The sequence below is a fragment of the Mycobacterium sp. SMC-16 genome, assembly GCF_046250085.1.
Classification (GTDB): Bacteria; Actinomycetota; Actinomycetes; order Mycobacteriales; family Mycobacteriaceae; genus Mycobacterium; species Mycobacterium phocaicum.
This window is the reverse complement of record NZ_CP176427.1, coordinates 4,683,667-4,700,972: the sequence shown is the minus strand read 5'-3', so window position 1 is coordinate 4,700,972 and position 17,306 is coordinate 4,683,667. Positions and strand designations below refer to the sequence as shown.

Here is a 17,306-nt window from a genome sequence, read left to right as displayed (position 1 = left end):
TCCGCCCCGCTTTCCGAATACTCTCCAACTATGAATTCGGTGCTGATTCGTTTGTCGAGGATTCTGATAAGCGGTTTATCGGTATTGGCGCTGGGTTCGGGCGGGGCGGCCGTCGTGCACGCGGCCCCGGGGGACGCTCCGGTCGGGACATCGAGTGCTGTGTCACTGTCGTTGGATTCACTGGGATTCGGCCGATCCCTGGCCTTTTACGGATTGCAGGCCGAGACGACGATCTCCATTCCGGTGCCCGCTGGGCTGACTCCTACTGCGCTGACCGCCACGGTGGACCTCCCGCCGTACATCCAGCGCGGGGCCATCACCGTCATCCAGGACGACCGGACGGTGTCGCGTACCGACCTGCCGCCGGACCGCAGTCCCATCATCATCGCGCTGGCGGGGGCGCAGGTGATCGACAACGCGCTGACGGTTCGATTGCGGGTCAACTTGATTCCGGTGCTCGACAACTGTGTCTACGATCCGTCGAATCCGTTGCGGCTTAATGGCGTTGCGGTGTCGTTCGGAGGAGCTGAAACGCCCCCCGCCACGGTGGGGGAGTTTCTGCCGCCGGTGTTGCACCGCCTGACGATCTTCCTGCCGGGCGCACCGTCGCCGACGGAGTCGGATGCAGCCGTGAAGCTGGCAACTTCCGTTGTGGCGCATTACGGTTCGCAGGGCACAGCAGTATCGGTCCAGCCCTTCGACGGTGCTACGGTGCCGCCAGGGCCGCCGGCAGCGTTCGAGCGGCAGGTGTTCATCCGCGAGAGCCAGAATGCTTCGGTGGCACTGCAGCCCGGAGTCGGCATGCCGTCCCTGCTGATCTCCGGGCCGCCCGGCGCGATCGCCAATCAGGTCCGACTGCTCAGCAGTGACCTCTCGCGGCTGGCGCTGAGTTCGAAAGCCGTGGCCGGACCGCTGGCCACCGTCGCGCAATTGCCGACGAACCTGACCACCATTCGGGAGCTGGGGCAGCCCGGCGTGAACTCCACGGCGCTGACGAATCCGCGAGTGACCATTCCGTTGGACCAGACCCGGCTGGGGCGCGTGGCACGAGGGCTGCGGGTGCACCTGGAAGGTTCGTACACGCCGCTGCCGTCGACGATCGGCGGGCAGGTCACCGTGCGGGTGGGCGATGATGTGTTGACACGGTGGCCGGCCGATTCGTCCGGTGCGATCGATCGGTGGGTCGACATCCCGGACCGGTTGGTGACCCGGTTCACCAATCTGGATGTCGCCGTCGAGGCAGCCGGAAACACTGGACGCTGCGGCGAATTCCAGCCGATCACGCTGACCATCGACGGTGCCACCGAGGTGCAGAGCCAGTTGGCCGATCCGCCGTCTCCACTCGGGTTCCAGTCATTGCCACAGGCGCTGATGCCGAAGGTGCTGATCGGGATGAAGGGGCCCGACGCATTTGCCGATACGGTGCGCGCCGTGACGATCCTGACGGGACTGCAGCACCTGAGCCAACGCCCACTGGACTCCGAGGTGGTGCCGTTCGACCGTGCCGCGGGGGCGGAGCTGCCGGCAGTGCTGATCGCGGCCGACGGCTGGGATCGCAAGGACATCACATTGCCGGTGTCGGCCGGGGCCACCGGTCCGATCACCGTCGCCGGCAGTGACGGTAAGGGCGGTGCCGCCACATTGACGCTGGATCCGGCGCAGCCGTTCGGATCGCTGCAGACGCTGTACAGCGGTAGCCGCACGCTTCTCGTCGCGACCTCGAACGGCAGTGCTGCGCAATTGGATTCGTTGCTCGGCTGGCTTGCGAATGACGTTCGGCACTGGCGTGATCTGGATGGCACCGCACTGGTCGCCATGCCCGGTCATCCCCCGGTCGTGGTGAAGACCGACACTGGGCAACCCCCGCCGGAATCCGGCGGGCTGCCGGCCTGGGTGCCGTGGTTGGGCGGTGGCGTGGTCGTCGTATTGCTCGGCGCGGCGGGCATGACGGTCCTGCGCGGGCGTAAGGCGGCCCGCTGACGTGACGGCCAGGACGCCGTCGCTCATCGATCCGCCGGGTCCCACGCCGGCCGTGCCGCCGTGGTTCCGCAGCACTACCGGGCGGTTGGTGCTGCGGTGGAGTTACATAGCGCTCCTTACCGTCGTCGCGTTCCACCGCAGCCTGCTGATCCTGGTCGAGGCAACGGTCGGCAACACCCTCAACGGCTACATCTGGATGGTGCTGGTGGCCGGGCTGTTGGCGACCGTCGGCATCGCCCGTCGCGAGCGCCGCGAACTGCCCATCCATGACCGGGAGACCGACATCATTGTCGGTGCGATGGTGCTGGGAGTCGCGCTCCTGCTGCACGGGGTGCTGCTGGGGCGTTACACCCTGTATTTCAGTCTGTTGCGACTCGATTTGGTGGCGATGGGGTGGTTCGTGCTCGGCTGCACCATCGTGTTGTTCGGCCTACGCCCCGTGATCCGTTATGCGGCAGTGTGGTTGATCCTTCTGCTGTAGTTTCCGCTGCCGTACCACGTGCTGGTGGTGCTCCTCGGCAGTGACCGGACGGCCGCGGGTTTGGCGACCATGGTGGTTCCGGTCTGGGCGGCCGGGATCTGTGTGGGTACCGCGCGCAGGCGTGGGATAACCGGTGCGGCAGTGGCATTAGGGGTGGGCTTGGCAGCGCTCACCGTACTGTCCGTCGTCGCGCCGGACGGCCCGCTGCTCGCCTATCAGGTGGTGCCCTCGCTGACGGCGGTCGTTGTCACGGTGGCCGTCATGTATCGGCGCGGTTCGATCAAGAAGCCGGCTGTGCGGGAATTGGCGCCACTGGCGACCAAACAGGTGTGGACGGCTGTGCCGATGGTTGCGGTGGTGGCGGTCCTGCTCGCGTTGGTACCGCTGCCGAGAATCTGGAACCCGGACGACATCGTCGTGGACGGCACTGGTTTCTGGAAACCGTTGCGGGTGTCCGCGGGCTGGCATCAGGTCCAGCAGACCGAATACCCGAAAGTCGCACGGCTCTACGGTTCGGATGCGATGTTCATCCGCCAGGAGATTCGCGCGGACACAGGCAACCCCAAGTGGGACAAGCTGTCCCAGCCTCGGCTCGTCGTGATCGACTCGATCTCCACACGCAATCCGTTCGCGTTCGAGGTGTATCCGAGCATCACCCTGTACCCGCTGCCGCGGTCGCGGGTGAGCCCGCCTCGCGCGATCGACCTCGGCTCGGGCGTGGTCGCCCAGTTGTTCTCGGCAACCGATGACCAGTTGTTGGTGACGTGGAATGTGATGTTGTGGACCTGGCATCACGGATCCACCGCGCAGCGCATCCTGATGTTCTCGGTCGACTATCACGAAGACGGCGCACCCATCCCGGAGCCGGGGCATTCGGTGCCGAGTGTGCTGAATTCGCTTCTGGTGGTGCTGTTTCGGGGCAACTCCGCCGTCTCCAACCGGGCCGCGCAGTTCAAGGACGCGGACATGCTGACCGAAGTCGGTCGCAAAGTCGTTGCCGCGCAACTCGAGGCGCGCGGATGAGGGTCCAGTACGAGCACCGCGACCGCCTGCTGTCGGTGGATGAGGCCACCGACGCCGAGAAGCAGCGTGCCCTGCACCGCGCTGTGGACGGCCTTCGCGAAGACGACCCGCTGCGTTCGGCGTCGGTCCCGGTGCTCGGCTGGCAGCGCGCGGCACTGTGGGGACTGCTCGCGGTGACCGTGGTGTGCGCCGTGCTGTGGCCCCAGGCCACCGCGGTGACGTTCGTCGGGCTGTGCACTCTGGCGTATGTGGTGTCGATGGTCGACCGCATCCTGACCTTCAGAACGGGACTGGCGGCCCGGGCCATCGTCATCTCCGATGACGAGGCGCGAGCCATTCCCGACGAAGATCTGCCGGACTACACGATTCTGGTCCCGGCTTACAACGAGCCGGAGGTCGTCGCCAATCTGGTCGGCTCGATGGCGGCGCTCGAGTATCCGCGGAAAAAGCTGCAAGTGCTCTTGCTACTGGAAGCGGACGACGATGTCACCATCGCGGCCGCAAAGGGTTGTGCCGACATCGATTACGTCAGCATCCTGATGGTGCCGCCGGCCGAACCTCGCACCAAACCCAAGGCCTGCAACTACGGCCTGCAGTTCTCCACGGGTGAGATCGTGACGATCTACGACGCCGAGGATGTGCCCGAACCGCTGCAGCTGCGCAGGGTGGTGGCCGCCTTCCGGCAGCTCCCAGACAACACCGCCTGCGTGCAGGCGAAACTGGCGTACTACAACGGTCACCAGAACATGCTGACCGGCTGGTTCACCGCCGAATACGGGCTGTGGTTCGGGTATCTGTTGCCGGGGCTGATGCGGAGCAATTCACCGATTCCCCTGGGCGGCACGTCGAATCATCTGCTGCACCCGGTATTGGACAAGATCGGCGCGTGGGACCCGCACAATGTCACCGAGGACGCAGACCTGGGCCTGCGCATCGCCGCGTCCGGGTATCAGACCGCGATCGTCGACTCGGTGACGCTGGAAGAGGCGAACAGCGATCCGATCAACTGGGTGCGGCAGCGCTCCCGCTGGCTGAAGGGTTATCTGCAGACCTGGCTGGTCCAGATGCGCCGTCCGCGGCAGTTGTTGCGTACCTTGGGTTTCCGCAATTTTGTCAGGTTCAACGTGGTGCTGTTCGGCACGCCGATCATCGCGGTGATGAACCTCTTGTTCTGGCTCATCACGGTGCTCTGGTTCCTCGGCCAGCCGTCCGCCATCGAGGCGGTGTTCCCGTGGTACATCTACTTTCCCTCGCTCGCCGCGCTGTCGATCGGCAACATCGCCACCATCTACATGAGCCTCATCGCGCTGCGCGAAGATGACCGGGCGGACCTGCTGATACCCGCGCTGACGGTGCCGCTCTTCTGGCTCATGATGAGCGTCGCCGCGGCGAAGGGCACCTATCAGCTGATCCGCAAACCGTCCTACTGGGAGAAGACCTTCCACGGGCTGGCGGAACCTCAGGAGCAGCCGACATGAGGGTCTCGCAGATGACCGGACGCCGGTTGCAGTGGGCCGCTTTCGTCGTTGTATTCGTCGGATATGCCGCGGTGGGGTACTGGCTGCAGGTGCGGCACGGTTTCATCATCGGCGACGCACTCGCCCGGGTGGCGGCCGCACAGAGCGTGTTGTTCAGTCGTTCCCCACACGTGGCCGCCATCGGGTTCATCTTCACGCCGCTGACCGCGGCGGTGCAGATCCCGTTCGTTGCCCTCGGCCCGCTGTTTCCCGACGTGGTGGCGCGCGCGTTCACCGGCTCGCTGATGTCGGCCGCTTTCATGGCCGGTGCGGTGTTCCAGATGCTCGGTATCGGGCTCGATCGCGGGGTCCCGCGCAGCTTCATCCTGACCGTCGTCGCACTGTTCGCGCTCAACCCGATGATCGTCTTCTACGGCTCCAACGGCATGAGCGAAGCACCGTTCATCTTCTTCATCGTGTGGTCTGCACGGCGGCTCATCATGTGGATGGTCGATGACGATGTCCATCACCTCGTCGCGGCCGGCGGCATCGCGATGGGCCTGGCATATCTGACCCGTTATGACGCGGCCGCGGTGATCGCCGCGGCCGGATTCCTGGTTGCCATAACCACATTCGCTCGGGCGGCGAAAACGCCGCGGTTCAAACGCGCGTTGCTGGACATGGTGTTGGTCAGTGGGCCGGGCTTCCTGGCGTTCATCGGTTGGGCGGTGGCCAGCTGGCTGATCACCGGACTGGCATTCGCGCAGTTCAGTTCGCAGTACGGCAACACCGCGATCCTGGCGCAGGAGGGCGGAGCCGCGAAATCGTCGATGTGGGACGGCATCGTCTACTCGTTGGCGTCGTTCTCGCTGCTGGCAGTGACGCTGGCGCCGCTGATCGGGTGGGCGGTGGTGGCCCGTTGGCGACGGTCCGGGTGGCCCATGCTGGTCGCACCGCTGGTGATCTTCGGCGCGGTCCTGAGCTTCCAGGTCTACACGTTCTCCAAAGGGGCGACCTTCCCGTTCCTGCGGTACTACATCATCGCGATCCCGTTCGCGGCCGCCATCACCTACTTCTGCGTCCCGAACGGGACGCTGCGGACACCGACCCGGCGCGGGAATTACGCAGTGCCCGAATCGGATCCGCCTCCGCGGTCGCGGCGCTGGGCGTATGTCCTGCCCGCAGTGGTGCTGGCGTGCTGCGTTCCGGTCGCCGGGCTGGCGATGACGTCGGCGAGATACGCCCCGCAGGAGTACGGGCTGGGGGCGCTGTTCGCGTCGCCGAACGCGACCGGGCAACGCAACCTGGACCAGCGCAGGCTGGCCGCGACCTTCTCGACGGAGCGGCAGATCGCCGCGTACCTGGACCGGATGCAGCTGCCCGACGGCTCGATCCTTGCGGACCCCGTCTATGCATTCTCGATAATCGTGGCGTCGCGCCGACCGCAGATGTTCGTGGTGCCGTCCGATCCGGACTTTGTCGCCATCTTGAACGATCCCACGGCCCACACGATCAGGTACATGCTGGCGGTGCCCAACAAGGGCCGCGGGACCTCGGATGCGCTGAACCTGCGCTATCCGACGCTGTACGAGACCGGCGGCAATGTCGCCACGTTGGAGCTCGAGGTCCCCAACGACGGTAAGGATCAGCCGATCTGGCGGCTCTATCGGGTTCACGACCCGGCTCACACCGCGTCGTGAGCCGAGTCCGGAAGTCACTCGGTCAGATACTCACGGGTGCTCGGTGAGGCGGCGAGGCCGACGAGGCCGACGGCGATGACCACGCCGGACACGGCAATTCCCGCCAGGACTGCGGGTTCCCGCGGGAGCACTTCGAAGGCGAACAGCGCGAAAGCCAGGCTCGCCACGGGGTTGGTGACGCTCATCGCCGCCACCGCGGGCGGCAGGGTGCCGGTGGCGAAAGCCAACTGGCCCAACACCACACCACCGAGAACTGAGACCGGTACCGCATAGACCGGCCAATCGGCGAGCATGTCGGCGAGTCCGCGATGGGCGTAGTCGCGCAGCGCGAGCTTCATGAATCCGGCGCTCATGGCTTGAAACAGCCCGGCTCCGGTGCCGAGAAGCATGCTCGCCAACCAGCTCGGAGCTCTGCGGCCGGCAGCTACGAGAACCGCGATGACGGCCACCACGGCGACCACCGTTAGAATGATGCGTGGACGGTCCGGATGGCCGGCCAAACCCATCCTGCCCTCGGTCGACAGCAGCAGTGCGATGCCGCCACACACCGCCGCGGCAGACAGTCCGTCGCGGACCGCCGGCCACCGGTGCTGCTGAAATGAGGCGAGCACGAGGACGAACAGCAACTGCGTCGCGATCAGCGGCTGAACCGTCGCAACCGTCCCGACGGCCAGGGCCGCGGCCTGCAACGCGAACGCGCCGAAATTGGCCAGTACGCCCCACTGCCAGGTCCGATTGGCCGGCAGCCCTTGCAGCAGGCGTTTGGCGCCGCCCGACTCCTGTGCCGACGCGGTGGTACCTGCCATGACTTGTTGAGATCCCCTGCGCTGCAAATGCGCGGCGAGCGCGAACAGGTAGGCCGCTGCCAGCGCGAGGGCGATGACGAGGCTCAGATGTGGCATGGTCAGTTTCCTCGGGAGCCCGGCAACGACTTCTTACGTGACTGCGGCGTACCGACCTCGTAGGCCAGCCAGGGGAGTGCCTTCGCGAAAGCGACTCCGGCAGAATCGAAGTCGTGCTCACCCGGATAACCGACCACGGAGCATTCGATGCCGTAACCGCTGAGCAGGGTGCACAGCTTGTTGGCGTTGGGACCGCGGTCGTCGTTGTACAGATCCCATGGCTCGATCGAACTCGGGTCCGGCGGATTGTCACCGGCCGCGCGATGCACCGTCGCGACGTCACCCGAAACGCCCAGCCAGGCCGACATGTGTTCGTATCGGCCGTGTTTGGTTATCACGGTCCGCGGATCGAATGCCGCCCAGGCGTCTGCGTCGCCGCCGTACAGCCGGCCGATGGTCTGTGGTTTGGTGCCGGTGTTGGGACCCAACTGGCCGTCCAATGCGACGAACGCGGTGAACATGTCCGGGTTGCGGACCGCGGTGACCAGGGCGCAGGTACCGCCGGACGACCAACCCACCAGCCCCCAGTTGGACGCCTTGGGACTGACGTTGAAGCGCGAGATCACATACGGCATCACATCTTTGGTCAAATGATCGGCGGCGTTCCCGCGCGGCCCGTTCACGCACTCTGTGTCGTTGTCGAACTTGCCACTGGTGTCCGGAAACACGACGACCGGCGTGGTGCCGTAGTGCAGCGCTGCGTAGTCGTCGAGAGTTTTCAGGGCGCCACCTGATTCCAGCCAGTCGTTTGGGTGGCTGAACTCGGCGCCGACCATCATCACGGTGGGTAGGTGCGGTGGCGGGTTGCTGGCGAACCACGCCGGGGGCAGGTACACCAGCTCGGTGCGGTGATCGAAACCCGATGCGTCACCGGGAATGTCGACCTGGACTACCGTGCCGCGGACGGGTTGTTCACCGCTCTTGATCAGATCGGCCAGCTGGGCTTCATCGATCCACTGCTTGGGTTTGGCGTCGCTCAGACGACTCATTGCCACCTTGACGGTGGGGAAGTAGCCCGTTGCGGTGTTGAGCGCAGCGAAGCCGCACACCACGGCCAACAGCACCGAAAGAACCGACACCACCCGCCGAGACCAGTTGCTGCCCCGCCAACCGGCGACAACGATCGCCAGGGCGAAGCCGGTCATGAAGACCCAGAAGACGGATTGATAGGACACCGCGTCGACCGACCAGCCCCGATCTTTGACGAACAGCCGCATGCCGGCGGCGAGGCCGAGCCCCGTCAGGACCGCGCCCGGCACTGCACGTTTCAGCCACTTCGTCGACCGGTGCCGGCCGACCGCGACGGCGATGGCGACGAGTGCCAGCAGCTGCAGGGTGATGGGGATCAGACCATGGGTCAGCGACAGGTTCGTCACCTGCGGCCCCCACAATCGTTGGGGGCGGGCGCGCCGGCGAACCGATCACCGATCCAGGCCAGTGCCGCAAGCGGATCGGTCTGCGGACCGGGGCGCTTCTGGATGGCGATGGAGTCGCCCATCTTGCAGGCCGCATCGAGCGCGCGGTCGGTCCATGCCCCCGGGCTCACCGGATCGGTATCGCCGTGGATGACGAGCATCGGAGCCAGCGCTGGACCCTGCGGCAGGTTGGTCTTCTTCAGATAGGCGCGCAGCGCGGCCAGGGCCTTCTCGTCCGTAGGGCGGAGATCCGCGGCGGTGATCTGCGCCGGCGCGGTGGGTGCATCGGGCCGGCAGCTGAGCATCGCGTCCCACTGCTCACCGGCGGCACCGCGTCGGTAGTCGTCGAGTTCGATGTCGTATTGGTATTCGCGGCCGATGGCCGCCAGATAGCGGATGTAGACGACCTTCTGCGCATCGTTCAGCGTGCCGTTCTGGGCCGCGTCGGCCAGCCCGCTGACCTCGGCGACGGGTGAAATGCTCGCAGAACCAAAGAACTTGAGGTCACTGCCATAGCCGTCGGTCAATTCGTTGGCGGCCCATGCGGCCTGTCCGCCCTCGCGGAAGCCGAGCGCCACCCATGACGTCGATGTCTGCGGCACCGTGGCGTGCGTGGCGCGGACCGCGTCGATGACGTTGTAGCCGGCTGTCGCCGAGTCGAGATACGGGTAGTAGTGGTTGTATTCGTCGTCGGTGACGGCCGGCTTACCAAGGCCCTGATAGTCGGGCACCGTCACCACGTAACCGGCCCGCAGCAGCCCTTCCACGGTGGGCGCCAGACCGAGCAGCGTGTCCGACTGCGACGGGGCGCACTCTGCGGACAACCCGGTCGTCTGATGCGCCAGCGCCACGATGGGGTAGCCACCGGCAGGCGGATTGCTCTTGGGCACGAACACCGACGTCGAGACGTGAGTGCCGCCATCGTTGACGCCCGAACGGGAGACGTGGGTGACGACGTGCATCGACGCGGCCGCATCGCGCACCGTCGGGACCACATTCGTCAAAGGAGCCGACGACGGGTCATCGGTCGACGTGGCCGATGGGGTTGTCTGGCTCGCTTTCGGGGACGTCCCGCCGCAGCCGGTGAGCGCGACGAGCATCGCCGACAACAGCGCCAAAGCCCGCAGCATCAACAGGTCCCTCCCCGGTCCGTGCACCGATAGTAGAGCCGCCCCGGCCGCCGATTCGGGGCAATTGCGGGAACAGTTTCGGGCCACGTGTGCTGTGCGGGACGCGGAGTTGTCCGACGTGCTCTCTGCGGCAAATTCCACCGTGGTTGCGGTCCAGTCGTCGCTCACCCACAACGGATGAGTGACGTTCTTTTGGAAGTCTTTTGAATTCTGGTGCAGTAGGTTTCACTTGTCGGAGTTGGCTGCTGATGCGGGCGTGACGCCCCGTGCCGTGAATCGTCCAACGAGAGGGCAACTTTCACATGACCGAATTCTCACGCCGAAATGCGTTGCGGGCCGCAGGGTTGGCTGCGGCGTCGACCGGCGCAGTCGCGGTGGCGGCGGCATGTGCCAAGGGCAAGGACTCAGCCGAATCAGCGCCGGGCACGTCGACCTCGGCGGCCCCCAGTTCCCCGGGCCGCTCGGTGCCTCAGTTGGCTCAACCGGCAGCCGGTATCTCGATGACGCCCGGGTACGCCAAGACCGTCGGTCAGTTCGCCTGCGTGTGGGGCTGGCCGATGGTCAACATGATCAACCGGCACGACACCATCACCAAGGCGCCGCACCCGGGGCTGCTCAGTGGGGTGTTGCCGGCGGCGCCGCAGGGGCGGCTGGCAATGCTCTCGGATTACATCCAGCCGAGTGAGACCTTCGTAGCCTGCCCCAACCAGGACGTGGTTTACGGGTTGTCGTACCTGTCGCTCGACGAACAGCCGGTGATCGTCCAGGTGCCCGATTTCGGTGACCGGTTCTGGGTGTACGCGCTGTATGACCAGCGCACAGACCAATTCGGGGAGGTGGGCAAGCCCTACCGCACCAAGCCTGGTTTCTATCTGCTGGCCGGTCCGAATTGGAAGGGTGACAAGCCGAATGGGGTCGAGGCGGTCATCCGTTCGTCGACGGCGCTGGCGGCGGCGATTCCACGGATTTTCATGGATGACACCCCGGAGGACCGAGCAGCCATCCAGGCGGTGATCAACCAGGTCAATATCTATCCGCTCGCCGAATTCGACGGGAAGCTCAAGACCGTCGAATGGGCCAAATTGCCAGTGATCCCCGCACCCCCATCGGATGTCGGCGCAGGTGAGACGAAATGGGTTGTGCCGGACCGATTCTTCGACCAGTTCGGTCAGGTGCTCGACACCGTGCCACCACTGCCGGGCGAGGAAGCCATCTATGCGCAATTCCGGGCACTGCTCGGCGCCGCCAAGCAGGACCCTCCGCTGCATCAGGTTCTCGTCGATACGGCGGTGGCGACCGAACACGATGTCATCGGACCGTTCTTCGAGTGGGCACACAACGGCCGCCCGGCGGGCAACGGCTGGAACCGGTCCACCAACAACGCGCAGTGGGGCGTCGACTACTTCAACCGCACCGGTACCGCGAGATCGAACATGTTCGACAACCGGCCGGCCGAGACGCAGTATTTCTACACAGACGGGGACGTCACCGGCGCGCCGCTCGCCGGAAGTCGGAGCTACAGGGTGACATTCGCCGCGGGCCAGACACCGCCGGTGAACGGATTCTGGTCGCTGACGCTCTATAACGACAAGCATCTGTTCAATCCGAACCCGTTGAACCGGTACTCATTGGGCACGAAGAACAAGAACCTGGTGACCAACCCGGACGGCTCGTTGACGATCTACGCCGGTGCGAAATCGCCGGGGCCGGATAGGGAGTCGAACTGGCTGCCGGCGCCGGACGGACATTTTTCGCTGTACATCCGGGCGTACTGGGGTAAGCAGGGGATTCTCGACGGAAGTTGGAAACCGCCTGCCGTCGAAGCGATCTAGACGCCAGAATGGGTACCGGCTGCGGGCCGGTACCCCATCCTGTCGCCGTGAGTCAGTCTCGCGCGAAGGCGCCCGCTGCTTCTTTCTCGAGGTCGATGTACGCCTTGCCGCTGACGTCCACCGCGACCACGTTGATGGTGCCGCCGGTGAAGCGGCCCGGTGTCTGGTAGAGGTTCGACACGTTGTCGCCGCTGTCGTAGCCGACGCACAAGCCGTCGCCGGCGAGGGTGAACTTGCCGATCTGTGCCCGCATGGGTCCTTGCGCGACGGTGTTGCCGTCGACGTAAAGCTTTGCGGTGCCGACGGATTCACCGTACTTGCCGGCGCGTTCCCGGATGAACTCCACGCCCAGGTCGTGCTTGCCCGGGGGCAGTGGGGGCGAGGTGAACACCTGCTCCGGCGGGATGCCGAGGAAGTTGTACACGTAGAACAGCTTGTTGTCCTTGATGAACAGGGCGTGTCCACCGAACCGGGAGCCGTGCGCGAAGATGACGCCTTGGGCCTGCGGGGTCACGTCCATGTTGGCGATGATCTTGTACGACTTGCCACGGATGTTGACCGCCACGGCTTCGGGCACGGGCGAGGCGTCGGGGTAGTAGAGGTACTGCTCGCGCGGTGGTTCGAACTGTGGCCGTTCGATGGTCAGCTGCTCGGTGGCCGTACGGTCGTCCAGCGGCAGCACGAAGTTCTTCTTGGCTTCCTCGAACCAAAGGTCCTGCAACTCTTTGAGCTTCTCCGGGTGTTGGTCGGCGACATTCGTCGATTCCGAACGGTCCTCGTCGACGTGGAACAGTTCCCACTTGTCCTGGTCGAAATGACCCTTGCTGCTCAACGGTGCGTGCAGGGCGGCGGCCTTCCAGCCGTCCTGCCAGATGCCGCGGGTGCCGAGCATCGCGTAATACTGGTTCTTCTTCTTGGTCGGCTCGTCCGGTTTGGCGTCGAAGGTGTACTTCATCGAGACCCCGTTGACCGGGAACTGCGGGACGCCGTTGAAGGTGTCGGGCATCTTCAGGCCGATGACGTCGAGGATGGTCGGCACGATGTCGGTGACGTGGTGGTACTGGTGCCGGACTTCGCCCTTGGCCTTGATGCCCTTGGGCCAGTGGATGACCATGGGGTCGCAGGTGCCGCCCGAGAACTGCGAATACCGCTTGAACATCTGGAACGGAGTCGAAAATGCCACGGCCCACCCGGTCGGGTAGTGGTTGTACGTCGCCGGGGTGCCGAGTTTGTCGATCATCGCCATGTTCTCGGTCAGATCATCGGGGTAGCCGTTGAAGAACTTGTTCTCGTTCACCGAACCGTTGGGTGATCCCTCGCCCGATGCGCCGTTGTCCGCGCAGTAGAAGATCAGCGTGTTGTCCATCTGGCCGGTCTGCTCGAGGTAATCGACGATACGGCCGACCTGGGCGTCGGTGTACTCGGAGAACCCGGCGAATACCTCGGCCATCCGGGAGAACAATTTCTTCTCGTCCGGGCTCAAGGTGTTCCACGGCCGCACCATGTCCGCGTCGATCGCGACATCCTTCGGCAGCGGATTGATCGGGGTGAGCTTGGTGTCCTGCGGCAGGATGCCCTTGTCCTTCATGCGCTTGAGCACCCACTCACGGTAGGCCTCATAGCCATCGTCGAACTGGCCCTTGTATTTTGCGGCGTATTCCGCCGGGCTGTGGTGCGGCGCATGATTGGCGCCGGGGCAGAACCACAGATACCACGGCTTCGACGGGTTGGTGGCGCGCTGGTCGCGCAACATCCGAAGAGCTTGGTCCGCAAGGTCTTTCGACAGGTGGTAGCCCTGCTCCGGCGAATACGGCTGCTCGATGTAGCGGTTGTCCTCGACCAGATCGGGGTACCAGTTGTTGGTCTCGCCACCGAGGAAGCCGTAGAAGCGATCGAAGCCTTGTTGTACCGGCCACTGCGACCGGCTGCCGCCGCTGGCCAAATCCTGTTCCGGGACATTGTGATCCTTGCCGACCCAGAACGTGCTGTAACCGTTCTGCTGCAGCACCTGTCCAATGGTGGCGCACTCTTCCGGCAGTCGGCCCGATGCTCCCGGGAATCCCTGGGCACCTTCGGCGATGTTCGCGAAGTTGTTCACATGGTGGTTGCGTCCGGTCAACAGGCAGGACCGGGTCGGCGAGCACAGCGCGGTGGTGTGCCACTGCGAATAGATCAGGCCGTTGTCGGCCAACTTCTGCATCGTCGGCATGTTGATCCGGCCGCCGTAGGGCGACCACGACGCCATCCCGGTGTCGTCGTAGAGCACCACCAGGACATTCGGTGCGCCCTCGGGTGCGTGCTTGAGCTCCCACGGGCCCCAGTCCGGCTTCGAGTCACGGACGTCGAGCTTCACCTCGCCCTTGAAGTCCTTCATGACTTCGTTGGCGGCCGCGCTGCCGTCGCCCTCGCTTGCGGTACTGGCCTTGTCGTTTTCGCACCCCGCGATGATCGACGACCCCGCGGCGACGCCGGCCGCGGCGGCCAACCCGCCGATCATCGATCGTCGGGACAGCTTCGGGCCGATGGATTCGGGAGCGGGCTCGGACGGTGAGATATCGGATGCCATGGCGCCATTATCGAGAAGATCGGCATCATTCGCAGCCATTCTGACGATCGGCGCTCGTAAGTCGGTGCGTCGGATTACCTCCTGTGCCAACGGTTTTTCGTCGCGATGGGCAATTTCAGCGAATACGGTAGAGCGACAAAGAAATGGTCAAGCAATCGATATCACCCTTTTCGGGTGACATGGATCGGCATTCTTGGATCCGGTATTTTTGGGCGGTGGCGGCGGACGGAACTTCTGCGATGCGGCCGGTGCCCTGGTTTCTCGCCACGATCCCGGTCGCCCGGCCGGACATGCTGCCGCGCCGGACGATCAGTCGGCTGCTGGATGCCGAATGCGACCGCAAACGGGCGATCGTTGTCGCAGCGCCGTCGGGTTACGGCAAGACCGTGGCGTTGTCGCAATGGGCCGCGGAACGGACTGCGAACAAGCCGGGCTCGGTTGCCTGGCTGACGCTGACGGTGCGGGTCGCCAACCGTGACGACGTACTGCGCGGTCTGCTGACCGCGATGGGCAACAGCGCGCGTGCGGCCGGCGATGACGGGCTGGGGCGGCAGATTGCCGAGGTCGCCGAAGTACTGCAGACGTCGTCGTATCCGTCGGCGGTGGCAGCATTGATGGAGATAGACCCACTCGGACCGCTGACGGTGGTCATCGACGACTTTCAGCAGGCGCGCGCGGCCTGGCGCGAAGCCGACGTGTTCGAGCTGATCGAGCTGGGGCCGCCATGGCTCAGTTTCGTGCTGGCGACCACGGATTCGGTAGGACCCGAATGGTCGCGTCTTCGGGTGCATGGCCAGGTCGCGGTGATCGGGGCCAATGACCTGGCGTTCACTCACGATGACATCGCGGCACTGGCGCTGCAATCGGGCATTCCTGTGGAAGATGTTGGTATCGAAGAGATTTCGGTTGCCACGGGTGGATGGCCGGCGGCCGTCAGGTTGATGCTGGTGTCTGGTAGTGCGCCGTCGTCGGTCTCCTCCGCCGACCTCACCGAGTACCTCGAAACCGCCGTGCTGTCTCGATTGCGACGCGAGCTCGCCGACTTCGTGCTCAGCGCGACGGTCTGTGCCCGACTCGACGAACGACTCGCTGTCGCGTTGTCCGGACGGGCAGACGCGGTTTCGCTGTTGCGAGAGTGTGTCGGATCCGGTCTGTTCGTAGAACAGTTCGGCGCAGGCGAGAGCACTTTCTATCAATGGCATGCGATCTTCGTCCGGCACTGTCGCGAAATACTTCGCCGCACCCGGCCCGGTGAGTGGCAGCGCCTGAACCGGATCGCCGCCGTCGAGCTGGCTGCCACGTACCCGTTGGAGGCGGTCGAGTGCGCGATCCGCGGTAGCGATCCACGCGCCGGGTTCGAGATCATCGCCGACCACTGGCTGGAATTGCTGCTGCAGTCTCGATCGGACGCGCTCGATGACGCCTGTGCGCGCCTGAACCAAGCTTTCGGCGAGAATCCCGAAGTCCTCATGGTCCGCGCCTCATGCCGGGCGATGGCAGGCGACAGTGTCGCGGCTGCTTTGCTTTTCGACCGCGCCAGGTCTGCGGCAACCGCCGGCGCCGATCCGCGTCGAATGGAGTTCATCGCGGACCTGTGCACGATCCTGGTAGCTGATGATCGTGGCGCGATGGCCGCCGCCGCGGCCCGTGCGGAGGCGGTACTGGGGGACCGCGACGTCGTAGCACCGCGGGCATACGCGTGCGCCCTGTTCGTCATCGGTTGGGCCGATTCGAGATTGCGCCGAGGGCCGTCGCGTGGATCGGCGTATCTGGAATCCTCCGTTCACGAATGCACGGCACAGGGGCTGACAGAGGTAGCCCACCGGGCCAGACAGAACCTGGCATTCGCCGCGGCGCACGCCGGAGAGTTCGATAGGGCTCTCGCCGCGCTCCAGTCCGCCCAGGCCGTCGCTGACCCGTCGCCCGAGCTGTGGTTGTCGCACGACGGCGACGGCATCGAGCGCTTCACCGCCGGCTGGATCAGTCTCTGGCGTGGCCAGATGGACGTTGCCGTCGACTACCTCGTTTCGGTGAGTGCGTCCGTGGGTGTGGGTTATCCGGACACCGGACGGATGATGCTCGCGTTCGCCGCCGCGACGCTCGGCGTGGAAGACGTCCTGGGAGTCGCGGAGGCCACCGTCCGCCGGATGCCGGACCTCGACACCCACGGGGTGCCGTGGAACAGTTACAAGACCGCCAGCCGGGCCCGCTTGGCGGAGGCCCGTGGCCGCCGCCAGGAGGCGCTCGACGCCGCCGCCAGCATCGTTGGCCGCGAACATGTTCCGATGATCTCCGCGGTGCTGTCCGGCATGTGCCGTCGGCTTGCCGACCCGGACCTGGCGGATCGGTTGGCGCGCCAGGCGCTGGCGGTCGAGGCGCCTGTCAACGTCGAGGTCTACGCACTCCTGACACTGGCCTTGCTCGACTGGGAGCAGGGCCGCGCCGCCGCCGCACATCGGGGGCTGGAGACCGTGCTCGGTCTGGCGCGCGAGGAGCGGGTGCGGTACCAGTTCGTCGACAACGCCGATTCGGTTTGCCGGGAATTGCTTGCGGCGCACCTGCCGACCACCGCTCATCAAGAGTTCCTGGCCGAAGCGCTGGTGCTGGTCGAGCAGCCCAAGGCGGTGTCATCGGCATCTGCGCTGACTCCACGCGAGCTCGAGGTGCTGGCGCACCTCCGGACCGCGATGACGTCTCAGGAAATCGCCGACTGGATGGGGGTCTCGCTGAACACGCTGAAAACCCACCAACGGTCGATCTACCGCAAGCTTGCCGTGGCGAATCGACGCGAGGCGATCAGGGCAGTCCGTCCCTGACCTC

General features: G+C 65.3%; 11 protein-coding genes. 7 read left to right on the top strand and 4 right to left on the bottom strand.

The window, feature by feature from the left end:
* Window positions 1–30: 30 nt before the first annotated feature.
* From ACJEIK_RS22810 to ACJEIK_RS22790, 5 genes are all read left to right on the top strand, one after another.
* The gene (locus ACJEIK_RS22810) at window positions 31–1,980 is read left to right on the top strand and encodes a hypothetical protein (protein ID WP_234785561.1); all 1,950 of its coding nucleotides are present in this window, start codon (window positions 31–33) and stop codon (window positions 1,978–1,980) included.
* A gap of 1 nt (window position 1,981) precedes the next feature.
* Window positions 1,982–2,461 carry a hypothetical protein gene (locus tag ACJEIK_RS22805; RefSeq protein ID WP_061002767.1) on the top strand — a complete coding sequence of 160 codons (480 nt, stop codon included), beginning with the start codon at window positions 1,982–1,984 and terminating at the stop codon, window positions 2,459–2,461.
* A 159-nt stretch (window positions 2,462–2,620) separates the two neighbouring features.
* Window positions 2,621–3,484 carry a hypothetical protein gene (locus ACJEIK_RS22800; protein ID WP_162563713.1) on the top strand — a complete coding sequence of 288 codons (864 nt, stop codon included), beginning with the start codon at window positions 2,621–2,623 and terminating at the stop codon, window positions 3,482–3,484.
* Window positions 3,481–4,962 (top strand): glycosyltransferase, encoded by a 1,482-nt coding sequence (locus ACJEIK_RS22795; protein WP_267323925.1) that lies wholly within the window; start codon window positions 3,481–3,483, stop codon window positions 4,960–4,962. Before ACJEIK_RS22800 ends, ACJEIK_RS22795 begins: the two co-directional genes overlap by 4 nt.
* Window positions 4,959–6,641 carry a glycosyltransferase family 39 protein gene (locus ACJEIK_RS22790; RefSeq protein WP_234785274.1) on the top strand — a complete coding sequence of 561 codons (1,683 nt, stop codon included), beginning with the start codon at window positions 4,959–4,961 and terminating at the stop codon, window positions 6,639–6,641. Before ACJEIK_RS22795 ends, ACJEIK_RS22790 begins: the two co-directional genes overlap by 4 nt.
* Window positions 6,642–6,655: 14 nt before the next feature.
* On the opposite strand, the gene ACJEIK_RS22785 is transcribed toward ACJEIK_RS22790, so the two are convergent.
* From ACJEIK_RS22785 to ACJEIK_RS22775, 3 genes are read right to left on the bottom strand one after another with little or no spacing between them, the layout of a single operon-like run.
* Window positions 6,656–7,543, bottom strand: a complete 888-nt coding sequence (locus tag ACJEIK_RS22785; RefSeq protein WP_061007430.1) for a DMT family transporter — start codon at window positions 7,541–7,543, stop codon at window positions 6,656–6,658.
* A gap of 2 nt (window positions 7,544–7,545) precedes the next feature.
* Entirely contained in the window at window positions 7,546–8,919 is a 1,374-nt protein-coding gene (locus ACJEIK_RS22780) for an alpha/beta hydrolase family protein (RefSeq protein ID WP_061007429.1), read from the bottom strand.
* Complete coding sequence (locus tag ACJEIK_RS22775; protein WP_082761702.1) at window positions 8,916–10,088, bottom strand: lipase family protein; 1,173 nt, start codon at window positions 10,086–10,088, stop codon at window positions 8,916–8,918. Before ACJEIK_RS22775 ends, ACJEIK_RS22780 begins: the two co-directional genes overlap by 4 nt.
* A 302-nt stretch (window positions 10,089–10,390) precedes the next feature.
* On the opposite strand from ACJEIK_RS22775, the gene ACJEIK_RS22770 reads away from it, so the two are divergent.
* Entirely contained in the window at window positions 10,391–11,920 is a 1,530-nt protein-coding gene (locus tag ACJEIK_RS22770) for a DUF1254 domain-containing protein (RefSeq protein ID WP_110784260.1), read from the top strand.
* Between the two features lie 52 nt (window positions 11,921–11,972).
* Here the strand turns inward: ACJEIK_RS22770 and ACJEIK_RS22765 are convergent, their stop codons facing one another.
* Complete coding sequence (locus ACJEIK_RS22765; RefSeq protein ID WP_061007433.1) at window positions 11,973–14,486, bottom strand: arylsulfatase; 2,514 nt, start codon at window positions 14,484–14,486, stop codon at window positions 11,973–11,975.
* A 215-nt stretch (window positions 14,487–14,701) separates the two neighbouring features.
* Between ACJEIK_RS22765 and ACJEIK_RS22760 the strand changes: the two genes are divergently transcribed.
* On the top strand, window positions 14,702–17,302 hold the full coding sequence (locus ACJEIK_RS22760; RefSeq protein ID WP_267323924.1) for a LuxR C-terminal-related transcriptional regulator: 2,601 nt from the start codon (window positions 14,702–14,704) through the stop codon (window positions 17,300–17,302).
* Window positions 17,303–17,306 lie beyond the last annotated feature (4 nt).

Excerpts from the sequence above, each read along its gene's own strand:
- ACJEIK_RS22795 (WP_267323925.1), top strand. The coding sequence starts at position 3,481 with ATGAGGGTCCAGTACGAGCACCGCGACCGCCTGCTGTCGGTGGATGAG.
- ACJEIK_RS22775 (WP_082761702.1), bottom strand. The coding sequence starts at position 10,088 with ATGCTGCGGGCTTTGGCGCTGTTGTCGGCGATGCTCGTCGCGCTCACC.
- ACJEIK_RS22810 (WP_234785561.1), top strand. The coding sequence starts at position 31 with ATGAATTCGGTGCTGATTCGTTTGTCGAGGATTCTGATAAGCGGTTTA.
- ACJEIK_RS22785 (WP_061007430.1), bottom strand. The coding sequence starts at position 7,543 with ATGCCACATCTGAGCCTCGTCATCGCCCTCGCGCTGGCAGCGGCCTAC.
- ACJEIK_RS22765 (WP_061007433.1), bottom strand. The coding sequence starts at position 14,486 with ATGGCATCCGATATCTCACCGTCCGAGCCCGCTCCCGAATCCATCGGC.
- ACJEIK_RS22770 (WP_110784260.1), top strand. The coding sequence starts at position 10,391 with ATGACCGAATTCTCACGCCGAAATGCGTTGCGGGCCGCAGGGTTGGCT.
- ACJEIK_RS22790 (WP_234785274.1), top strand. The coding sequence starts at position 4,959 with ATGAGGGTCTCGCAGATGACCGGACGCCGGTTGCAGTGGGCCGCTTTC.